Raw genomic sequence first — 20,628 nt, forward strand, 5'->3', positions numbered from 1 at the left:
CGGTGGCGGTGGTGGTGGTGGCATCGGAGCGCATCGTCTGCCCGAGCGCGACCGCATCGCGCGCGCCGATCGCGGCGAGCGCGGCGTTGACCGGGACCATGACTTGGCCCTCCTCGCTTGCGGGCGGCGGCAAGGCAGTGCCCTTGGGCAGCGGTGGCTGCGAGGCCATTTGCGCGGCAAGCAGGGCGAGAATCAGCGGCATCACGTCTCCTTACATCCGGAACACGCCGAACGCCGGGCGTTGGGGAATGGGCGCTTCCAACGCGGCCGCCAACGCCAGCCCCAGCACATCGCGGGTCTGCACCGGGTCGATCACGCCATCGTCCCACAGCCGCGCGGTGGCGAAGTAGGGGTTGCCTTCGTCCTCGTACATCTGGCGGATCGGGGCCTTGAACGCCTCGGCCTCGTCAGCGCTCCACTTCGCAGCATCGCGGTGGACGGTGGCGAGCACGGCGGCGGCTTGTTCGCCGCCCATCACGCTGATCCGCGAATTGGGCCAGGTGAACAGGAAGCGCGGTTCGAACGCGCGGCCGCACATGCCGTAGTTGCCCGCACCGAAGCTGCCGCCGATCAGCACGGTGATTTTCGGAACGGTGGCGGTGGCGACTGCGGTGACCAGCTTGGCGCCGTGCTTGGCGATGCCTTCGGCCTCGTACTTGCCGCCGACCATGAAGCCCGAGATGTTCTGGAGGAACAGCAGCGGAATGCGCCGCTGGCACGCCAGTTCGATGAAATGCGCGCCCTTTTGCGCGGATTCGGAGAACAGCACGCCGTTGTTGGCCAGGATCGCCACCGGCATCCCCCAGATATGCGCGAAGCCACAGACCAGCGTGGCGCCATACAGCGCCTTGAATTCGTGGAATTCGCTGCCGTCGACCAGCCGCGCGATCACTTCGTGGACATCGTAAGGCGCGCGCACGTCGTCGGGGGTCACTGCGTAGAGGTCCTCGGCCGGGTACTTTGGCGCGCGCGGTTCCTTGAGCGGCAGCCCGTGCGCGTGGACCGGGCCAAGGTGGCTGACGATATCGCGCACGATCGTCAGCGCGTGCTCGTCGTTTTCGGCCAGGTGATCGGCCACGCCCGATTTGCGCGTGTGCAGTTCACCGCCGCCCAGTTCCTCGGCGGTGATTTCCTCGCCCGTGGCGGCCTTGACCAGCGGCGGGCCGGCCAGGAAGATCGTGCCCTGGTTGCGCACGATCACGGTCTCGTCGCTCATCGCGGGCACATAGGCGCCGCCCGCGGTGCAACTGCCCATCACGCAGGCGATCTGCGGGATCTGGAGCGCGCTCATCTGGGCCTGGTTGAAGAAAATGCGTCCGAAGTGATCGCGATCGGGGAACACCTCGGCCTGATTGGGCAGGTTCGCGCCGCCGCTGTCGACGAGGTAGATGCACGGCAGCCGGTTGGCCTGCGCAATCTCCTGCGCGCGCAAATGCTTCTTGACGGTGAGCGGGTAGTACGTGCCGCCCTTCACCGTCGCGTCGTTGCACACGATCATGCACTGCCGCCCCGAAACGCGCCCGATTCCGCAAATCAGCCCGGCGCCGGGTATGTCGCCGCCATAGAGTCCGTTGGCAGCGAGTTGGCCGATCTCGAGAAACGGCGAGCCCGGATCGAGCAGCCGCTCCACGCGGTCGCGCGGCAGCAGCTTGCCGCGCGACGTGTGCCGATCGCGCGACTTCTGCTCGCCCCCCAGCGCGGCCTTGGCCACCTTGGCCCGCAGTTCTCCGGCCAGCGCGCGATTGTGTGCGGCGCGCTGCTGCGCCTCGGGGCTATCGGCGATCAACGTGGTGGTCAGGACGGGGGCAGACATCAAGCGGCCCCGATCAGTTCGCGCCCGATCAACATCCGGCGAATTTCGTTGGTGCCCGCGCCGATGTCGAGCAGCTTGGCATCCCTGAGAAAACGTTCTACCGGCCAGTCCTTCGTGTAGCCCGCGCCGCCCAATGCCTGAACCGCCTCGCCCGCGACACGAAAAGCGTTCTCGGATGCGAGCAAGATCGCCCCGGCGGCGTCGAAGCGCGTAGTCTGTCCGGCATCGCAGCTTCGCGCGACGGCATATGTATAAGCCCGCGCCGATTGCAGCCCGACATACATGTCCGCGATCTTGGCCTGCATCAACTGGAACGCGCCGATCGGCTTGCCGAACTGCTGGCGTTCACGAACATAGGGAATCACCGTGTCGAGGCACGCCTGCATGATGCCCAACTGCAACCCGGCCAGCACCACCCGTTCGTAATCGAGGCCGCTCATCAGCACGCCCACCCCGCCGTGCAAGGGGCCGATGATGCGCTCTTCGGAAACGAAGCAATCGTTGAACACCAGTTCGGAAGTGGGGCTGCCGCGCATGCCCATCTTGTCGATCTTCTGGCCGATGCCAAAGCCTTCGTCGTGCTTTTCGATCAGGAACGCGGTGATCCCGCGCGATCCCTCGCCGGTCTTGGCATAAACCACCAGCGTATCGGCCTCGGCGCCGTTGGTGATCCAGAACTTGGTGCCGTTGAGGACATAGCCACCCTGCACCGCCTCGGCGCGCAGCTTCATCGACACCACGTCCGATCCGGCGCCGGCCTCGGACATCGCCAGCGACCCGACATGCTCGCCCGAAATCAGCCCGGGGAGGTACTTCGACTTCTGCTCGTCGTTGCCCCAGCGGCGGATCTGGTTGACGCACAAGTTGGAGTGCGCGCCATAGGAAAGCCCGATGGATGCCGATGCCCGGCTCACTTCCTCCACCGCGATCACGTGATCGAGATAGCCCAGCCCCAGCCCGCCCCATTCTTCCTCGACCGTAATGCCGTGCAGCCCCAGCGCGCCCATCTGCGGCCACAGTTCGCGCGCGAACCAGTCCTCGGCATCGATCCGAGCGGCCAGCGGCGCGATCTTCTCGTCGGCGAAGCGCGCGGTGGCGTCGCGGATCATCACGGCGCTTTCGGGCAGCGCAAAATCGAAATCGGGCGTAGCGCGCATGGTGTTCTCCGGCAGGTCTCCCACGTGCATCCTAAGCCAGCGCGGCCTTTGCACAAAATTGATTTCCAGCCGCCATTGCCATAAGATTTGCCTATGATAAAACGCACCCACATCCGTCAGTTCCTTGCCGTGGTCGATGCCGGCACGTTCACCGCCGCCGCCGCGCGGCTGAATGTGACGCAGCCCACGCTGTCGCTGGGCGTGGCCGAACTCGAACGGCTGGCGGGCGCGCTGCTGTTCGTGCGCGAAAAGCGGCGGGTGCGGCTGACCGAGGCGGGCGCGCGATTCCTGCCGCTCGCGCGGCGCACCGAACGTGAGTTTCGCGGGCTCGACCAGTTCGAAGGCGCGCTCGCGGCACTTCCCGCGCCCTTGCTGCGGATGGGCACGATCCGATCGGTGGCGAGCGCCCGCTTGCGCACGCTGATCGCCACGCTGGCACCGCACTTTCGCATCGACCTGATCGAAAGCACCGACGCCGAATTGCGCGCCGCGCTCGACGCCGGGCGGATCGATCTGGCGTTGACTTTGCACCGTGACGGCGATGTTCCGTTGCTGCCGCCCGAACCCTACCTACTGATGGTGGCACAGGACCACCGCCTGGCCGCAAGCGCCCGCATCGCCCCCGAAGACATTGCCGGCGAGACGATGATCGCGCGGCGCAGTTGCGAAATCCTGCGCGAAACCAGTCAGTTCTTCACCGCGCGCGGCATCCGCCCGCCGTTTGCGCTGCGCAGCGACAACGACGAACGGTGCCTGGCGTTGGTCGCCGCCGGCGCCGGGGTGACAACCGCGCCAGCATCGTTGGCCAGTCCGGGTATCGTGGGGGTCAGGCTCGCCGGCTATGACTTTGTGCGCCGGCTGGGCTTGATCGGCGAACCTGGCTGGCTGGCGCGCCACGCGGCAATCGTGTCCGACCTTGCACATGCCTGTACCGCTGAAAACAGCAGTTCTTGAACGGTCCCGGTAAGCGGCCATTGCCACCACGCTTGCTGCGTTGCACAATGAACCAATGCGGATCGCCATCGTCGACGTCAGCACCACCCGCGCCGCGGTCATCCGCGAGGGGCTGGCTGCGCTCGACGATTGCGAGATTTTCATCGTCACCGAACACCGCGGACTGGTTGCCCGAATCGGCGAGATCGCCCCCGACATTGTGCTGATCGATCTCGGCAATCCGTCGCGCGACGTGCTGGAGGAATATTTCGTGGTCAGCCGCGCGCTCGACCGGCCGATCGCGATGTTCGTCGACGAGAGCGACGAAGAATCGATCGGCGCGTCGGTCGATGCCGGGGTTTCGGCCTATGTTGTCGACGGGCTCGCGCCGCATCGCATCCGGCCGTTGCTCGATCTGGCGGTGCGGCGCTTCCAGGCCTTCGCGCGGCTCCAGTCCGACTTGGCCGAGGCCAAGGGCAAGCTCGCCGAGCGCGACGCGATCGATCGGGCCAAGCGCATCCTGATGGACCAGCGCCGGCTGACCGAACCCGAGGCCTATGCCGAATTGCGCCGCACCGCGATGAACCAGGGCCGCCGCATCGCCGAGATTGCCGAGGCACTGATCACCGCTCACATGCTTTTGACCAACACGCATCCGGAACACGGGAAATGACCAGTTCGCTCACGATCGGCTTCCTGCCGCTGGTCGATGCCTGCCTGCCGATCCTGGCGCGCGAGCACGGCTTTGCCGAGGAGGAAGGCCTGTCGCTGACGCTGGTGCGCGACATGAGTTGGGCCACAGTGCTCGATCGGCTGCTGTACGGGCACACCGATGCCGCGCACATGGTCGCGCCGCTGGCGATCAGCACCTCGCTTGGCCAGGGGCTCGGACGCGGGCGGCCGGCGCAGGCGCTGGCGGTGCCGTTCGTGCTCGGGCTGAACGGCAATGCCATCACGATGCGGCCCGAACTGGCGCACCGGATCGGTGAACCCGGGCGATTGGGCGATCCATCGCGGGTGGGGGCTGCCTTGCGCGTGGTTGCGCTTGAACGGCTGGCAGCGGGCAATCCGCTGCGCTTCGGCGTGGTGCATCGCCATTCCAGCCACAATTGCATGCTGCGCTACTGGCTCGCGGCGTGCGGCATCCGGCCCGATCGCGATGTGGAGATCACCACCGTGGCGCCACCGTTCTGCGCCGATGCGCTCGAACTGGGCGAAGTCGATGCGATCTGCGTCGGTGAACCATGGAACAGCGTCGCGGTCGAAGCCGGTGCTGGTGAGATTGTGCTGGCAACCGCCCAGATCTGGCGGCGCGGCGTGGAGAAGGTCCTGGCGTTGCGCGAACCGCTGCTGGCCGATCGTCGAGACCAGATCGAAGCGCTGATCCGCGCGCTGATCAAGGCCGGCCGGCATTTCGTCGACCCGCGGAACTGGGACGACAACGCAACGATCCTGGCGCGGCCGGAGTACCTCGATGGTTCATCCATGTTGATCAAGCGAGCCATATCGGATCGCCTGTTGCTGGCGCGGGGTGGTTCGCTGGTGGATTTTCCGGACTTCATGTTCCAGTACCGCGAGGCGGCGAACTTCCCGTGGGTCAGCCAGGCCGAATGGCTCTACACGCAGATGGTGCGGTGGGACGGACTGGCATTCGATGCCGATGATGCACGCAAGGTGGCGCAGGTGTTCCGCCCCGATGTCTACCGCAGCGCGCTGATCGGAACCAGCGAACCGCTGCCCGGGGCCAGTTCGAAGGTCGAAGGCAGCATCTTCCAGACCACTACGGTTGGCACGCAGCAAGGTGCGATGACATTGGAAAGCAACCGTTTCTTCGACGGCGGCGTGTTCGATCCACTCGATCCGCAGGGCTACCTGGCCAGGCTTGGCTGAGCCTCATTCGATGCTGCACTGCAAAAATCGCTTTACGACCGCCTCGCGAATCGGTTAGCTTGGCGTCGAGCAGAACCGGTGCGCCCCGATGAAGGGGCGATCCTGGCCGGCCTGCAACACTCTCAAAATGCGTGGCAACGATGCCGCCCGATCAGGTCGAATGACCTGGTTCGTGGCGGCTTTTTTGCGTGCGCAAATCCGGAGCGACGATGCGATTTGTGGGGCAAAGTTCAGCGCAGCAGCAGCGAGGCCAGCAGGGCCGCCGCGAGCAATGCGCTGAGCACTTGCCAGAACCGCAGCGGATGGCGTTGCAGCAGTGGCAGCTTGCGGCGCAAGCGCGTGGCCGCGGCGCCACCGCCCTCGATCGCCCGCAGCATCTCGACCGCATCGCCGAAGCGCGCCCCGCGATCGGGCTGGATCGCCCTCAGGATCGCCTCGTCGAGCCAGCTCGGTACTTCGGGGCGATGCACCGACGGCGCGACCGGGCGGCCGAACTTCGGGCGCTGGAACGCCTCCTGCTCACCGAACGGCGCCTTGCCGGTGAACCAGCGGTAGAGCGTGACGCCCAGCGCGAACTGGTCGGTCAGCTCGTCGCCGGGCTCGCCGTCGAACTGTTCGGGCGCCATGTAGCCGGGGGTGCCGGGGATCTCGCCCTCGCGGAAATCCTCGACGCGCGGCAGCCGCGCCACGCCCAGATCGATCAGTTTCAGCCCACCATCCGCGGTCAGCATCACGTTGTCGGGCTTGATGTCGCGGTGGATCACCGACAGCCGGTGCAGCGCGGCCACCGCGCGGACCAGCCGTGCGGCCTGAGTCACCCCCAGCGCGATCGAGGGCAGGCTGCGCTCGATCCGCGCGGTCATCGTCTCGCCCAGCAGCAGCGGCTGAACGCCGTACAGCGCGGTCTGCCGATCGGGCCGGACCGGGTGCGCGGCGAGCACGAAGGGGCTTGCAACTCGCTGAGCTACGAGCATTTCTCGTGCAAAGGCCAGCCGCATCGCGCGGTCGGTCAGCGCTTGCTGGCGCGGGAATTTCAGCACGACTTCGGCGCCGTCCTCGCCATCCACCGCCACCAGCAGCACGGCATAGCGCCCGGTGCTGAGCACGCGCTTCACCGCAAATCCGTCCACGCTCTGCCCCGGCGCGGGCGGGTCGATCGTCGGCAGGCCCGACAGACCGGCCAGGATGCCATCGTGATCGGGCGCGGGCAGCCGCACCACGTCGAGCACGACCACGCTGGCATTGTCCTGCCCGCCCGCTGCGATCGCGCCATCGGCCAGCGCATCGGCGCAGGCTTGCGCGCTTTCGCCTTCGCCCAGGATCGCTGCGATCCGCACCTTGGACAACACGCCGTGGATGCCATCGGTGGTCAGCACCAACCGATCGTGCTCGGCCAGTTCGACGTCGGCGTGATCGAGCCGCAAGTCACCCTCGATGCCGATGGCGCGGATGAGCACGTGCTTGAGATCGGGTTCGCTGCGGACGTGATCGGTGGTCAGGCACGTCAACCGGCCGCCGGCGAAGCGCCACGCGCGGCTGTCGCCCACATGGACCAGATGCGCGCGGCGGCCCCGCAGCGCGAAGGCGGTCAGCGTGGTGGCGGCGTCGCGCATCGTTTCGCCCTGCCCTTGCGCGTGCAGCCAGCGGTTGTAAGCGACCAGCGGGCCGTGCATCGCGCGCGCCGCACCCATCGTATCGGGCGCCGCATAGAACCCCTCGACCAGCGAATGGACCGCCAGTTCGGACGCGGCGCGACCTTCTCGCCCGCCACTGACCCCGTCGGCAATCGCGGCGATCAGCCCGAAGCGCGTGCGTTCCAGCGCGCTGCCCAAGTGCACGCCCCCGAAGTCCTGGTTGTCGGCGCGCGGTCCGGTGCGCGTGGCAAATCCCGCAGCCACCACCAGTTCGCCCACATCGCGGCCCAAATCGCCCATCTTCGTTTCCAGCCCCAGGTTTCCGCCGCTCACGTGCGTACGGGCGTCACGCCCGTACGCACGAGGATCGGCTCTCATCTCGCTTCGTCAAGTCCAGGGAGGACCAAACAATGGCCAGTCTAGCCGCCGCCGGTACCGCCGGTTACGCGCCCGTATCGGGCAAATCGTTCTGGAAATCGGGGCACAGCCCCACGTTGATCGCGGCGTTCCTCTATTTCGACGTGGCATTCATGGTGTGGGTGCTGCTCGGCCCGCTGGCACCGATCATCTCGAAGCAACTGATGCTCGATCCCGGCCAGAAGGGCCTGATGGTCGCGGTTCCCACGCTGGCCGGCGCGGTGCTGCGGCTGGTCAACGGATTGCTGGTCGATCGGATCGGGCCAAAGCGCACCGGCACGATCAGCCAGATCATCGTCATCGCCGGCCTGGCCTTCGCGTGGCACTTCGGCATCACCAGCTACGCCGGTACGCTGGCGCTCGGCGTAATCCTCGGCTTTGCCGGGGCGAGCTTCGCGGTGGCCTTGCCGCTGGCGAGCCGCTGGTATCCGCCCGAGCACCAGGGCAAGGCGATGGGCATCGCCGGCATGGGCAATTCGGGCACCGTGTTCGCCGCACTGTTCGCGGCATTGCTGGCCAAGGCCTATGGCTGGACCAATGTGCTCGGCCTGGCGCTGATCCCCTTGATCGCGGTGTTCGTGATCTACCTCGTGGTCGCCAAGGACAGCCCCGACCAGCCCGCGCCCAAGCCGCTTTCGGCTTATGCTGCGGTGCTCAAGGATGCCGATGCCTGGTGGTTCATGCTGTTCTACGGCGTGACTTTCGGCGGCTTCGTCGGCCTGTCGAGCTCGCTGCCGACTTACTACGCCGATGGTTACGGCGTGACTCCAGTGATCGCTGGCTACTGCACCGCTGCCGCCGTGTTCATGGGTTCGCTGCTGCGCCCGATGGGTGGCGGGCTGGCTGACCGTTTCGGCGGTATCCGCACGCTGACGGTGGTCTATATCGTGGCGGCCATCCTGCTGACGGTGATCGCTTTCGCGCCGCACGTCCTGCCGCTGATGGTGGCGCTGTTCATCGCCACATTGGGCACGCTGGGCGTGGGCAACGGCGCGGTGTTCCAGCTCGTGCCGCAGCGCTTCCGTAAGGAAATCGGCGTGATGACCGGGCTGGTCGGGTTCGGCGGCGGGGTCGGCGGGTTCTACCTCGCTTCCTCGCTCGGTTATGCCAAGAAGCTGACCGGCAGCGCCGGGCCGGGCTTTTTGATCTTCGCCGCGCTGGCGGTGATCGCGCTGATCGGACTGACTTCCGTAAAGCGCCGCTGGCGGACCACCTGGGGTGCGGCCGTGCAAGGCGTGCGCATCTGATTTGAGGGGCGGCGAGAGGGCGGGGCATCGAACCCCGCCCCCGCAGATAGCGGCACCCGGATTATCGGGGCCGGCGAGAGGATGCCTGAAACTTTCGCTCAAAAGCATCCATGCCAGGGAGGCATTTTCATGAAAACCTATCTGCTGACGGCGACCGCAGTGGCGGCGTCGATCGGAGCTGCACACACTGCGTTTGCCGCACCCGCCCCCAAGCACCATTTCGGCGATCCGGTAGCGATCACGCCCGAAATCACGATCGATCCGATGTTCGACGGGCGGTTGCGCTACGAACATGTCGACCAGCCGGGCATCGAGGCCGACGCGCTGACCCTGCGCATCCGCGCCGGCGCCGAGCTCCAGCTCAAGCCGATCCACGTCAACGTGCTGGTCGAAAGCGAGGCGACTCTGGGCCTCGTCAATAAGTACAACGCGCTGCCGTTCGTGCCGGTGAGCCCGAACAGCCAGCGCCGCACCGGCTACGCGGTGATCCCCGATCCGCAGAACATCGAACTCAACCGCATCCAGGTGCAGTACAAGATCAAGCAACTGACCGTCACGCTCGGTCGCCAGCGGATCAACCTCGACGATCAGCGCTGGGTCGGCAATGCCGGCTGGCGGCAGAACGAGCAGACCTTCGACGCGGTGCGCGGCGAGGGCAAGATCGGGCCGGTGACGCTCGATGGCACATACTCGATCGCGCAGCGTACGATCTTCGGTGAGGACGCACTCCCACGCACCGCGTTCGACGGCAACTTCGTGTTTCTGGGTGCAGGCGTGAAGGCGGGGACGAAAAAAGCCGAAATCGCGATCAAGGGCTTTGCCTACCTGCTCGATTACAAGCTTTCGGCACAAGGCGGCGCGCTCGCAACGCTCAACGCCGATAGCCAGACGTACGGCGCGCGCGCCACGGCGGGCTTTGCGCTGACGTCAAAGGTCAAGCTGTCGCTCGCCGCCAGTTATGCGCGCCAGTCGGCCTACAAGGGCAATCCGCTGAACTACGGCGCGGACTATATCGCCGCCGAAGCCGGGTTGGCCGCTCACGGGTTTACGCTGACCGGGGGCTACGAAAAGCTCGGCAGCGCGGTTTCGGCCACCGGTGTGCGACGTTCGGTGCAGACGCAGATGGCCACATTGCACAAGTTCAACGGCTGGGCGGACTTGTTCCTGGTCACCCCGGCGAATGGCTTGCAGAATTATTACGCAAGCCTCGCCAAGGCTTTCCCCAAGATCAAGGCGTTGCCAGGGTTGAACGCGGCGGTGATCTATCACCGCTTCGACAGCGACTTCGGCGGGATCTATGACGGCAACGAACTCGACGCGAGCCTTGGCTTCAAGATCGGGCGGGTGACAGTGCTGGCCAAGTACGCCGATTACAAGGCGCGGGGCTTCGGCGTGAACACAAAAAAGGGCTGGCTCCAGGCCGAATTCACCTACTGAGCGAAGTCGATCGGGTGCGGGGCGGCAAATCTTTGCTGCACTGCAAAATAGACTTGCCGCACTGCACCCGAATCGGTTACACCCGTGGCATAGCGAAGCATCGGCCCACCCAGCGTTGGGTGATCGATTGCCGCCTTCGCCCCGAACATTCTCATACGCGTGGCAACGAAGCCGCCCGAAGCGATCCTGTTGGATCGGTTTGTGGCGGCTTTTTTGCGTGCGCTTGTCCGACGGAGACGCCCCAGTGAATGCGCCGCTGACTTTCGACGAAACCGCCCGCAAGACACCGCCGGCCGAACGCCTTGTGGTGATCGGCAACGGCATGGCCGGGTGCCGCGCGGTCGAGGAAATCCTTGAACGCGATCCGGCGCGATACGCGATCACGATCTTCGGCGCCGAACCGCGCGTGAATTACAACCGCATCATGCTCTCGCCGGTGCTGGCGGGCGAAAAGGCGTTCGATGACATCGTCATCAACGACCTGGCCTGGTACGATGACAACGGCATCACGCTGGTTTCGGGCGATCCGATCGCGCAGATCGACCGCGCGACGCAGACCGTGATCGCAAGGTCGGGCCGGGTCGAACCCTACGACACCTTGCTGATCGCCACGGGCTCGGACCCGGTGGTGATCCCGGTGCCGGGAAGCAAGCTGCCCGGCGTGGTCACCTTCCGCGATCTCGACGATGTCGACCGGATGCTGCTGGCCGCGCAGAAGGGCGGCAGCGCGGTGGTGATCGGCGGCGGGCTGCTCGGGCTGGAGGCCGCGCATGGCCTCAGCTTGCGCGGCATGACGGTGACGGTGCTGCACCTGATGCCCACGCTGATGGAGCGCCAGCTCGACGAGGCGGCGGGCTTCCTGCTCAAGGCCGAACTCGAAAGCCGTGGGCAGACGATCCTGACCGGCGCCGATACTGCGGAAATCGTGGAGAAGGACGGACATGTCGCCGGCGTCCGGCTCAAGGACGGACGCGTGATCGACGCCGATATCGTGGTCATGGCGGTGGGCATCCGGCCCGCGACCCAACTCGCCAAAGCGGCAGGAATCGACGTCGAACGCGGCATTCTGGTCGATGACCACATGGTCACCTCGGATCCCACGGTCCTCGCGGTCGGCGAATGCGTCCAGCATCGCGGCGCCTGCTACGGCCTGGTCGCGCCGCTGTGGGACATGTGCCGCGCGCTGGCCGATCACGCGACTGGTTCACCGAGCGGCTACACCGGCTCTGTCACCGCGACCAAGCTCAAGGTTTCGGGGATCGACCTGTTCTCAGCCGGCGATTTTTCGGGCGGCGAAGGCGCCGAGGACATCGTGATGCGCGACGCTGCACGCGGGCTCTACAAGCGCGTGGTGGTGAAGGCCGACAAGCTCGTCGGCGCGGTGCTTTATGGCGATACCGCCGACGGCAACTGGTATTTCGATCTCCTGAAAAAGGGCGAGGATGTTTCGTCGATCCGCGAAGGACTGATCTTCGGCCAGGCATTCGCGCTTGGGGGTGGCGCCCTCGCGGACCCTAACGCGGCCGTTGCGGCGCTCTCGGACGATGCCGAGATCTGCGGCTGCAACGGCGTCAGCAAGGGCAAAGTGGTTGCAACCATCGCGGGCGGCGCTTGCAGCCTCGATGCAGTGCGCTCGCAGTGCAAGGCTTCGGCGAGTTGCGGATCGTGCACCGGGTTGGTCGAAAGCCTGCTTGCGCTGATGCTGGGCGACGACGTTGCGCAGACCGCCCGCACAATGTGCAAGTGCACCAGCTTCACCCACGACGATGTGCGCCGGCTGATCGTGGAAAAGTCGCTCCGCGCGATCCCGCAAGTGATGCAGGAACTCCACTGGTCGACCCCCGAAGGCTGCGCTTCGTGCCGCCCGGCGCTCAATTACTACCTGCTCTGTGCCTGGCCGGGCGAGTACGAGGACGACCAGAAAAGCCGCTTCGTCAACGAACGGATGCACGCCAACATCCAGAAGGACGGCACGTATTCGGTGGTGCCGCGGATGTGGGGCGGGCTGACCAACCCGCGCGAATTGCGCGCGATTGCCGATGTGGTCGAGAAGTTCAACGCACCGATGGTCAAGGTTACGGGCGGCCAGCGGCTCGATATCTTCGGGATCAAGAAGGAGGACCTGCCCGCCGTCTGGGCCGATCTCAATGCTGCCGGGATGGTCTCGGGCCATGCTTACGGGAAGTCGCTGCGCACGGTGAAGACTTGCGTGGGTTCGGAATGGTGCCGCTTCGGCACGCAGGATTCGACCGGGCTGGGCGTCAAGATCGAGCACATGACCTGGGGCAGTTGGATGCCGCACAAGTTCAAGATCGCGGTCAGCGGCTGCCCGCGCAACTGCGCCGAGGCGACGATCAAGGACTTCGGCGTTATCTGCGTCGATTCGGGGTACGAACTGATGGTCGGCGGCAACGGCGGGATCAAGCTGCGCGGCACCGACCTGCTGTGCAAGGTCGAAACCGAGGCGCAAGTCATGCAGGTCTGCGCCGCATTCATCCAGCTTTACCGCGAACAGGCACATTACCTCGAACGCACCGCACCGTGGATCGAGCGCGTCGGGCTCGATGCGGTGAAGGCCGGACTGTTCGACGACCCGCAAGCCGTGACCGAACTTGCCGCGCGGTTCCGCTTTTCGCAAAGCTTCTGCCAGGACGATCCCTGGGCCAAGCGCGCGGCCGGCGATCGCGCCGATTTGCACCAGCACATCGGCGAGTTCCGCCCCCATGGCACCGAAATGCCAACCACTCTGGAGACCGCATCATGATCGGCGCATGGCTCGATATCGGCCCGGTCGACCAGATCACACCCGGCAGCGCGCGCACGCTCAAGGTTCAGGGCGGTGAGGAAATCGCGGTGTTCCGCACCGAAGGCAACCAGTTCCACGCATTGGTCAACGCCTGCCCGCACAAGCGCGGACCGCTTTCGCAGGGCATCGTCCACGGCGGGGTGGTAACCTGCCCGCTGCACAACTGGAACATCTCGCTGACCAGCGGCGAGGCCTTGGGTGACGACAAGGGCTGCGTGCCGGTGATCCCGTTGCGGGTCGATGCAGGGCGGATCTACCTGCTGCGCAGTGCGCTCGTAGCGCACAGCGCGACGGACTTGCGCGCGGCGTGAGCACTCCGATCCGCACCACTTGCGCCTATTGCGGCGTGGGCTGCGGGGTGACCGCGACGGTCACTGGCGAGCGCACGGTCACGATCGTTGGCGACCTCGAACACCCGGCCAACTTCGGCAAGCTGTGCTCGAAGGGCACGCATCTGGGCGAAACAGTAGGGCTCGAAGGCCGGCTGCTCCACCCGATGATCGGCGATGAGCGGGTGGGATGGGATGCGGCCCTCGATGAAGTCGCCGGCCGGATGCGCGCCTGCATCGCCGAGCACGGACCCGACAGCGTGGCGTTCTACGTCTCGGGCCAATTGCTGACCGAGGACTACTATGTCGCCAACAAGCTGATGAAGGGCTTCATCGGCAGCGGCAATATCGACACCAATTCGCGGCTGTGCATGGCCAGCGCGGTCGCCGCGCACAACCGCGCGTTCGGCGAGGACGTGGTGCCGTGCAGCTATGAGGACCTCGATGAAGCCGACCTGATCCTTTTGGTCGGCTCGAACACCGCGTGGTGCCATCCGGTGATCTGGCAGCGGATTGAACGCGCGCGCGAGATGCGCGGCACGAAGATCGTGGTGATCGACCCGCGCCGCACCGAGACCGCCGAGGGTGCGGACTTGCACGTGCAGGTGGGGCCCGATGGCGATGTTGCGCTGTTCAATGCGCTGCTGGCAGAGATGGATGAGCGCGGGTTGGTGGAACACAGCTTCATCGAACAGCACTGTGAGGTTCCGGAGAATTTCTGGCCCCACCTCCGATCGTGTCGAGCCCTTCGGCAGGCTCAGGATGAACTGCCGCCCTTCGGGCGTCAGTCGAGACACCACGCGCATCACCAGCGTGTCTCGACTTCGCTCGACACGAACGGAGGGGTGGGTGACTCGGAGTTTCAGGCCCTCGCCGATCTCGTCGCCGCGCATCCGCGCATGGTCACGCTGTTCAGCCAGGGCGCCAACCAGTCGGTTTCGGGCACCGACAAGGGCAACGCGATCATCAACCTTCACCTCGCGCTGGGGCGGATCAACCAGGCCGGCGCGGGGCCGTTCTCGATCACCGGCCAGCCCAACGCGATGGGCGGGCGTGAAGTGGGCGGGCTCGCCAACATGCTCGCCTGCCACCTGGGCTTTTCCGCACCCGAACGCGCCGATGTCGCGGCGTTCTGGAACACCGAGCAACTCTGCACCGGCCCCGGCCTCAAGGCGGTCGAAATGTTCCGCGCGGTCCACGATGGCCGGATCAAGTTCCTGTGGGTCATGGCGACCAACCCCGCCGTGTCGATGCCCGATGCCGGCTTCGTGCGCGAGGCACTGGCCCGCTGCCCGACCGTGGTGGTCAGCGACGTGATCGCCGATACCGACACCGCCAAATTCGCGCATATCCGCCTGCCCGCGCTGGCATGGGGCGAGAAGGACGGCACCGTCACCAATTCCGAACGCATGGTCAGCCGCCAGCGTGCGCTGTTCGCGGCGCCAGGTGAAGCACGGGCGGACTTGCGGATCGTTTGCGACGTGGCCGCACGGCTGGGTTGGGGCGAGGCGTTCGACTTCGCCAGCCCGGCAGCCGTTTTCCGCGAATATGCGGCGATGACCGCGCTGGCCGGGCGGCACGGCAAGCTGCTCGACTTGTCGGACAAGGCTGGGCTGAGTGATAGCGCTTATGAAGCGCTCGAACCCTTCAGGTGGGGCGGTCTGCACCCGTTTGCGAAGGGCTACCCGACCGCCACTGGCCGCGCGAAGATGATCGCGGTTGTGGCGCGCGCATCGGTGATCGATCCAGAATTTCCGCTGTGGCTCAACACCGGTCGCTACCGCGATCAATGGCATACGATGACCCGCACCGGGCTTTCGTCCACCTTGTCGCAACACCGCCGCGAGCCTTTGCTCGAAGTCCATCCGGCCGATGCCGCAGAGCTGGGGCTGGCCGATGGCGGGCTTGCGCGTATCACCACCGGAATGGGGACGAGCGTGTTTCGGGTGCTCGTCACCGATGCGCAGCGCCGTGGCGAGATTTACGCGCCGATGCACTGGACCGATGCTTTCGCCAGCCAAGGACGCGCCAACCGGCTTGCTCCCCCGCTCACCGATCCGCATTCGGGCCAGCCCGCCTTCAAGCGCATCGCCGCGCGGATTGCGCCGGTAGCGCCTGAATGGCGGGCGTTCCTTGCCAGCCGCGACGCGGTCCGGCCGCATGATGTTCTGTACTGGACCCGTTCGCGCGTGCCCGGTGGCTGGCTGGTCGAACTCGCCGGAATGGGCGCGATCGATATCGATGCCTTGCTACCCATTGGCGATCGCCTGGAAGTGGCCGATAGCGCGCGCGGAATGCGCCGGATTGTGGTGCGCGATGGTGCGGGTGCGCTGATCGCCGCGCTTTACATCAGCCGCTCGGGCACGCTTCCGCCGCGCGATTGGGTGGCGGGTGAACTGGGCTCCGCCGCGGCGGCTCCGGTCGAACTGCTTGCGGGCAGGCCATCGATTCCCCAGCCCGATCGTGGCCCGATGGTCTGCATTTGCCACGGCATCGGCGCGAACGAGATCGGCGCGGCGGTCTGCGCCGGGGCGGGCGACGTTCTGGCGGTGGGTGCAGCCACGCGCGCGGGCACCAACTGCGGCAGTTGCCGGCCGGCGATCTCGGCCATCCTGGCCGTGCGTCAGGCATTCACACTGGAGACCGCCTGATGACCAATTCGGCGCAGGATTTCCCGCAAGGCATGGTCTGGCTGGTTGGCGCCGGCCCGGGCGATCCCGAACTGCTGACGCGCAAGGCCGAGCGACTGATCGCCGCCGCCGACGTGATCTTCTATGACGCGCTGGTGGGTTCCGGCGTGCTCGATCTGGCGCCACGCGGTGTGCGCATGGTGCCGGTCGGCAAGCGATCCGGCCGCCATTCGAAGGACCAGCCGAGCATCGACCGCCTGCTTTTCGAAGCCGCGCTTTCAGGATTGCGCGTGGTCCGGCTGAAGGGCGGCGATCCCGCGATCTTCGGCCGTGCCAACGAAGAATTGTCCGCCTGCCGCGCCGCAGGTGTCGCGGTGAAAATCTGCCCCGGGATAACGGCCGCCAGCGCCGCAGCCGCTTCGATCGGAAATTCGCTCACCTTGCGCGGACTTGCGCGGAAATTGACCTTCGTCACCGCGCATACCCGCGCCGGCGTAGCCCTGGCGCTCGACTGGAACGCGCTGGCCGATCCCGACGCAACCACGGCGATCTACATGGGCAAGGCCTCTGCTGCCGAAGTGGCGGCGCAGATGATGGCTGCAGGCCTGCCAGGCAGCACGCCCGCGCTGATGGTCGAAAGCGCCAGCCTGCCCGAAGAACGGATCGTCAGGACGCGACTGGATCTGCTGGGACTGACGGTCCACGCAACGGCGTCGGATGGCCCGGCGCTACTGCTGATTGGCCAGGCGATGGGTGCGAGAACCGACGGAGTCACGCAGCCGGCGGCACTTGCAGAGGCCGGTGCTGTCGGCGGGTCAATCACCCTACCGTAAAAAACGCGGTTACCGTCAAGCGGCCCACGCCCGGATCATCCGAAAGGATTGCGCCGGGGCCGATCGCACCGCTGTGCAATTGCTTGCCGCGATACAGCAACGCCCGGTTGAACCGTCCTTCGACCGACGCGATCCGTTCGAACATCGGAGTATCCCCCACGATGTAACCGGCCGCTGGCATGCCGAGATGGCGCAGTTCGAAATCCACCTGCGCGAAATACATTTGCCGGTGTTGCTCGCTGATGGTTTCGAATCCTGTCGATCGGTGCCGATAGAAGGCCGTCCCATCCAGGCAATCGAGCGAAAGGTAATGCACCAGCGCAATCTGGTTCGGCACGAAGGCATCGCAATGCGGCAGGCGCTGCGCCACGCTGAGCTGGTCGGCGGGCGTGGTCACGATCGAAAAGCTTGCATCGATCATGGCGATCGCACCCGCCAAGCCGAAGGCCTGCTCGATCATCGCCGACATCGTGTCGAGTCGATCGGATGACCAGTAGCAATCGGGCAACGGTGCCCGCACCCCTGGATAGGTGTTGCGCGCCGGGACGAATGATGCCGCCAAGGCTGCTGCGCGAAGGGCATCCGGATCGGGGAAAAAATCGTCGATGACGACCAGCGGTTCGCCCCCCAGCCCGATCGTCATGACGGTAACGTCGGCTTGTCTCAACCGTGCGCGCCCGTGCGGGTTTCGCGGCCAGCCAGGCCGAGCATGACGATGCCGAGGATTGTCGGGGCCAGCAGGGCCAGCGCAGCACCGCCGAGCGTCGGAAACAGCTTTGCGATGGCAGCAACTTGAACAGCAATGCCGCCGAATTTGCTGCACCCTGCAACCACTCCGGTTGCCCGGCCGCGCACCCCGACCGCAAAGCTTTCTGCCGTGTAGGGCAGAAGCACGGCGATCGTCCCGTTGGTGCCGACGATCAGGATCGTGACGACCCCGATCAGCAACGGCCGCCAGACCAGCAACTCGGTAGGAAGCAAGGCGCCGACCAGGCCGATCATGGTCAGCACGACAGTGCCGATCAGCGTCCATTTGCTGCTTAACCGGCTGTAGCACCACGCGGCCAGCGCGGTGGTGGGAAGTGCGAGTAGCGCGGAACTGGCCAGGACTCCGCTGACCAGCCCCGAACTATAGCCGCGCGCTTGCAGATCCATCGGCAGCCACAGCAGCAGGCCGAAGTTGACGAAGCTCCACGACAAGGCGGTAACGACGAGTGCCGCTTCGAAGCCACGGTTGCCGGCTTGGCCCGAGTCAACTTGTGGCATGGCGATCCGTTCGACCTGCTCGAAGCCGAACCTGTCGGCAAGGCGCGAAAGGTCGTTGCTGCGCCCTTGCGCCAGAAGAAATGCCGGGCTTTCGGGTATGAACCGCGCCAGCACCAGCAGCGCAAGCCCGGTAGGAAAGCCTTGCAACCACAACGAACGCCACCCGTACCCCGGTTCGAGCAGATGCGCCGCCCCCGATGCGGCAAGGTAGCCCCCGACCAGCCCGGTTCCACCCACCAGAACCAGCACCCAACTGCGGTGGCGCGGCGGAATGATTTCGGCCAGCAGCGTGTAGACCACAGGAAGCATCCCACCGGCCGAACTGCCCATCAGGAAGCACATCAGCAGGTTCCACCCGAACGACGGCATCGCCCCGCAGATCGATGTTGCAGCGAACAGGATGGCCGAAAGCAGGATCGAGACCCGCCGACCATAGGCATCGGCAATCCAGCCCCACACAATCGAACCGACCGCCGTCCCCGTCAGGGCGACGAGCGGCAGCAGCGCGGCGGTCGATCGTTCGATGCCGTATTCCTTGGCGAGGCCCGGCAGCACGAAACCCAGCGTTGCCGGCTTCATCACGTCGATGATCAGGCCCACAGCCAGGACCGCCATCGCGGTTGCGTGCCAGCGATTGAGCGGCGTTCCATCGCGGACCGCAAACAGGACCATGTCATGCTGATCACGCACCGCTACCCTGCCAGGCAAGGCGCCCCAGCAAGCCATGATCGCGCCAACCGCGATCATCGCCATGCCGGCCAGCATCGGTGTATCGACGGGCATGCCGACGAGGCGATTGCCCATGGCATGCGCTTCCACCAGCATCGGCACGTGGAGCAGGACGCCAAGACTGATCACCGCGCAACCGAGCCAGAACCACCCGGCGCGGTTGGAACCGCTTGCTGCGGAAGCTGAGTGGCTGGCTTCGGCGGCCATCAGGATCCTGCCGGTCGTCTCGCGTAAAATCCGAAAGCCGCGATCACGGCATAGCAGATTGCCGGCAAGACCAGTGCCGTGGCCAGGCTGCCCGTTGCATCGGCAATGGCGCCGGTCAGCAACGGAATGACCGCACCGCCGAAGATCGCGACGTTGATGATGCCCGAACCGTCGGCTGCCCGCGCGCCGAGCTGTTCGGACGCCAGCGAAAAGATCGTCGGAAACATCACCGAATTGACCAGACCGATCGCCAGCAAACTGTAGCCCGACGTGGCTCCGCTGGTGCTGGTCGAGATAAGCAGAAGCGCGATTGCGCTCATCGCCACGGCCGCCAGCACCTTGCCCGGACTGGCCAGGCGCAACACGCCCGAACCGATGAACCGGCCGACCATAGCCCCGCCCCAGTAAAGCCCGATCATCTTGCCGGCCGATTCCTGCGCAAGCCCCATGACGTCGGCCTGCTTGAGATAGTTGACGACGAGCGAGCCGATCGAAACCTCGGCGCCGACGTAAAGGAAGATGCACAGCGCCCCGAATCCGAAGCGCGGCCGCTTGAGCAAGTCGAACCCGACAAGGCCGCCACTTTGTTCGTGGCTTTCGCCCTGCAGCGCATCGCGGAAATGCCAGACCGCGGCGGCCACGAGGGCAAGCGCGACCGCAAGGCCAAGATAGCCGTGCACGATCGCCTGACTTTCTGCGGTACGATAGGCATCGAGCTGCGCGCCCGATAGCTGGCCCACGCTGATCTTCGCCAGCCCGCCCAGGATCAGGATCGATCCGAAGTAGGGAAACAGCGTGGTGCCTAGCGAATTGAACGCCTGCGCAAAGGTCAGCCGGCTGCTCGCGGTTGCGGGCTTGCCCAGCATCGAAATCAGCGGATTGGCGACGACCTGCACGAACACCACCCCGCTCGCCAGCACGAACAGCGCAGCCAGGAACACGCCGTAAGTCGCGGTCTGGCTGGCCGGGATGAACAGCAGGCAGCCGGCCATCATCGTCAGCAATCCGGCCACGGCGCCGCGCATGTAGCCGATTTTCTTGACCAGCCGGGCGCCCGGAATACCCACGATCGCGTATGCGGTGAAGAAGCAGAACTGCACCAGCATGGCCTGGGTGTAGTTGAGCGTGAAAAGTTCCTTCAGCTTGGGAATGATCACGTCGTTCAGACTGGTGATCCCTCCGAAGATGAAGAACAACCCCATCACGAACAGCCGAAGCTGAGGCGCATCGACGTGCGCAGAGTCATCGCCTCTGCCGACAACGCCAGGCGCCGCCGTTCCCGCGGGAACAAGTGCCATCG

15 protein-coding genes and 1 pseudogene are annotated in these 20,628 nt (G+C 65.8%); 9 read left to right on the forward strand and 7 right to left on the reverse strand.

The window, feature by feature from the left end; all coding sequences use genetic code 11:
- The 3 genes and pseudogenes from Q0R16_RS15725 to Q0R16_RS15735 all read right to left on the reverse strand — a co-directional run.
- Positions 1–202: pseudogene (locus Q0R16_RS15725) on the reverse strand (hypothetical protein); the annotation flags it as partial.
- Between the two features lie 9 nt (positions 203–211).
- Positions 212–1,813 carry a carboxyl transferase domain-containing protein gene (locus Q0R16_RS15730; protein WP_295638179.1) on the reverse strand — a complete coding sequence of 534 codons (1,602 nt, stop codon included), beginning with the start codon at positions 1,811–1,813 and terminating at the stop codon, positions 212–214.
- Positions 1,813–2,970 carry an acyl-CoA dehydrogenase family protein gene (locus tag Q0R16_RS15735; RefSeq protein ID WP_295638304.1) on the reverse strand — a complete coding sequence of 386 codons (1,158 nt, stop codon included), beginning with the start codon at positions 2,968–2,970 and terminating at the stop codon, positions 1,813–1,815. The genes Q0R16_RS15730 and Q0R16_RS15735 overlap by 1 nt, the downstream gene beginning before the upstream one ends.
- Positions 2,971–3,063: 93 nt before the next feature.
- On the opposite strand from Q0R16_RS15735, the gene Q0R16_RS15740 reads away from it, so the two are divergent.
- The 3 genes from Q0R16_RS15740 to Q0R16_RS15750 are packed head-to-tail and all read left to right on the forward strand — an operon-like array spanning position 3,064 to position 5,793.
- Positions 3,064–3,924 carry a LysR family transcriptional regulator gene (locus tag Q0R16_RS15740; protein WP_295638182.1) on the forward strand — a complete coding sequence of 287 codons (861 nt, stop codon included), beginning with the start codon at positions 3,064–3,066 and terminating at the stop codon, positions 3,922–3,924.
- Positions 3,925–3,979: 55 nt separating this feature from the next.
- On the forward strand, positions 3,980–4,576 hold the full coding sequence (locus Q0R16_RS15745; RefSeq protein WP_295638184.1) for an ANTAR domain-containing protein: 597 nt from the start codon (positions 3,980–3,982) through the stop codon (positions 4,574–4,576).
- The gene (locus tag Q0R16_RS15750) at positions 4,573–5,793 is read left to right on the forward strand and encodes an ABC transporter substrate-binding protein (RefSeq protein ID WP_295638187.1); all 1,221 of its coding nucleotides are present in this window, start codon (positions 4,573–4,575) and stop codon (positions 5,791–5,793) included. Before Q0R16_RS15745 ends, Q0R16_RS15750 begins: the two co-directional genes overlap by 4 nt.
- A 230-nt stretch (positions 5,794–6,023) precedes the next feature.
- On the opposite strand, the gene Q0R16_RS15755 is transcribed toward Q0R16_RS15750, so the two are convergent.
- Positions 6,024–7,805, reverse strand: coding sequence for a bifunctional protein-serine/threonine kinase/phosphatase (locus Q0R16_RS15755; protein ID WP_295638190.1), 1,782 nt, complete (start codon positions 7,803–7,805; stop codon positions 6,024–6,026).
- A gap of 32 nt (positions 7,806–7,837) precedes the next feature.
- On the opposite strand from Q0R16_RS15755, the gene Q0R16_RS15760 reads away from it, so the two are divergent.
- The 6 genes from Q0R16_RS15760 to cobA all read left to right on the forward strand — a co-directional run bounded on the left by Q0R16_RS15760 (position 7,838) and on the right by cobA (position 17,126).
- On the forward strand, positions 7,838–9,091 hold the full coding sequence (locus Q0R16_RS15760) for a nitrate/nitrite transporter (protein ID WP_295638193.1): 1,254 nt from the start codon (positions 7,838–7,840) through the stop codon (positions 9,089–9,091).
- A gap of 129 nt (positions 9,092–9,220) precedes the next feature.
- Entirely contained in the window at positions 9,221–10,528 is a 1,308-nt protein-coding gene (locus Q0R16_RS15765; protein ID WP_295638196.1) for an alginate export family protein, read from the forward strand.
- A 244-nt stretch (positions 10,529–10,772) separates the two neighbouring features.
- Positions 10,773–13,292 carry a nitrite reductase large subunit NirB gene (gene nirB / locus Q0R16_RS15770; RefSeq protein WP_295638199.1) on the forward strand — a complete coding sequence of 840 codons (2,520 nt, stop codon included), beginning with the start codon at positions 10,773–10,775 and terminating at the stop codon, positions 13,290–13,292.
- Positions 13,289–13,645 (forward strand): nitrite reductase small subunit NirD, encoded by a 357-nt coding sequence (gene nirD, locus Q0R16_RS15775; RefSeq protein WP_295638202.1) that lies wholly within the window; start codon positions 13,289–13,291, stop codon positions 13,643–13,645. Before nirB ends, nirD begins: the two co-directional genes overlap by 4 nt.
- Positions 13,642–16,314 carry a nitrate reductase gene (locus Q0R16_RS15780; RefSeq protein ID WP_295638204.1) on the forward strand — a complete coding sequence of 891 codons (2,673 nt, stop codon included), beginning with the start codon at positions 13,642–13,644 and terminating at the stop codon, positions 16,312–16,314. The genes nirD and Q0R16_RS15780 overlap by 4 nt, the downstream gene beginning before the upstream one ends.
- Positions 16,314–17,126, forward strand: coding sequence for a uroporphyrinogen-III C-methyltransferase (gene cobA / locus Q0R16_RS15785; RefSeq protein ID WP_295638207.1), 813 nt, complete (start codon positions 16,314–16,316; stop codon positions 17,124–17,126). The genes Q0R16_RS15780 and cobA overlap by 1 nt, the downstream gene beginning before the upstream one ends.
- Here the strand turns inward: cobA and Q0R16_RS15790 are convergent.
- The 3 genes from Q0R16_RS15790 to Q0R16_RS15800 are packed head-to-tail and all read right to left on the reverse strand — an operon-like array spanning position 17,113 to position 20,626.
- On the reverse strand, positions 17,113–17,793 hold the full coding sequence (locus Q0R16_RS15790) for a DUF6445 family protein (protein WP_366857834.1): 681 nt from the start codon (positions 17,791–17,793) through the stop codon (positions 17,113–17,115). The genes cobA and Q0R16_RS15790 overlap by 14 nt on opposite strands.
- Complete coding sequence (locus Q0R16_RS15795) at positions 17,790–19,328, reverse strand: MFS transporter (protein ID WP_295638213.1); 1,539 nt, start codon at positions 19,326–19,328, stop codon at positions 17,790–17,792. Before Q0R16_RS15795 ends, Q0R16_RS15790 begins: the two co-directional genes overlap by 4 nt.
- A complete protein-coding gene (locus Q0R16_RS15800) occupies positions 19,328–20,626 on the reverse strand; it encodes a sugar MFS transporter (RefSeq protein WP_295638216.1) in 1,299 nt (432 codons plus the stop codon). Before Q0R16_RS15800 ends, Q0R16_RS15795 begins: the two co-directional genes overlap by 1 nt.
- Positions 20,627–20,628 lie beyond the last annotated feature (2 nt).

Source organism: Novosphingobium sp. (assembly GCF_025351285.1).
GTDB lineage: Bacteria > Pseudomonadota > Alphaproteobacteria > Sphingomonadales > Sphingomonadaceae > Novosphingobium.

Bases quoted from the DNA above. Each gene is read 5' to 3' on its own strand.
- Q0R16_RS15755 (WP_295638190.1), bottom strand. From the start codon at position 7,805: ATGAGAGCCGATCCTCGTGCGTACGGGCGTGACGCCCGTACGCACGTG.
- Q0R16_RS15760 (WP_295638193.1), top strand. From the start codon at position 7,838: ATGGCCAGTCTAGCCGCCGCCGGTACCGCCGGTTACGCGCCCGTATCG.
- Q0R16_RS15745 (WP_295638184.1), top strand. From the start codon at position 3,980: ATGCGGATCGCCATCGTCGACGTCAGCACCACCCGCGCCGCGGTCATC.
- Q0R16_RS15750 (WP_295638187.1), top strand. From the start codon at position 4,573: ATGACCAGTTCGCTCACGATCGGCTTCCTGCCGCTGGTCGATGCCTGC.
- Q0R16_RS15730 (WP_295638179.1), bottom strand. From the start codon at position 1,813: ATGTCTGCCCCCGTCCTGACCACCACGTTGATCGCCGATAGCCCCGAG.
- Q0R16_RS15740 (WP_295638182.1), top strand. From the start codon at position 3,064: ATGATAAAACGCACCCACATCCGTCAGTTCCTTGCCGTGGTCGATGCC.
- Q0R16_RS15735 (WP_295638304.1), bottom strand. From the start codon at position 2,970: ATGCGCGCTACGCCCGATTTCGATTTTGCGCTGCCCGAAAGCGCCGTG.
- cobA (WP_295638207.1), top strand. From the start codon at position 16,314: ATGACCAATTCGGCGCAGGATTTCCCGCAAGGCATGGTCTGGCTGGTT.
- Q0R16_RS15765 (WP_295638196.1), top strand. From the start codon at position 9,221: ATGAAAACCTATCTGCTGACGGCGACCGCAGTGGCGGCGTCGATCGGA.
- Q0R16_RS15795 (WP_295638213.1), bottom strand. From the start codon at position 19,328: ATGGCCGCCGAAGCCAGCCACTCAGCTTCCGCAGCAAGCGGTTCCAAC.
- nirD (WP_295638202.1), top strand. From the start codon at position 13,289: ATGATCGGCGCATGGCTCGATATCGGCCCGGTCGACCAGATCACACCC.
- Q0R16_RS15800 (WP_295638216.1), bottom strand. From the start codon at position 20,626: ATGGCACTTGTTCCCGCGGGAACGGCGGCGCCTGGCGTTGTCGGCAGA.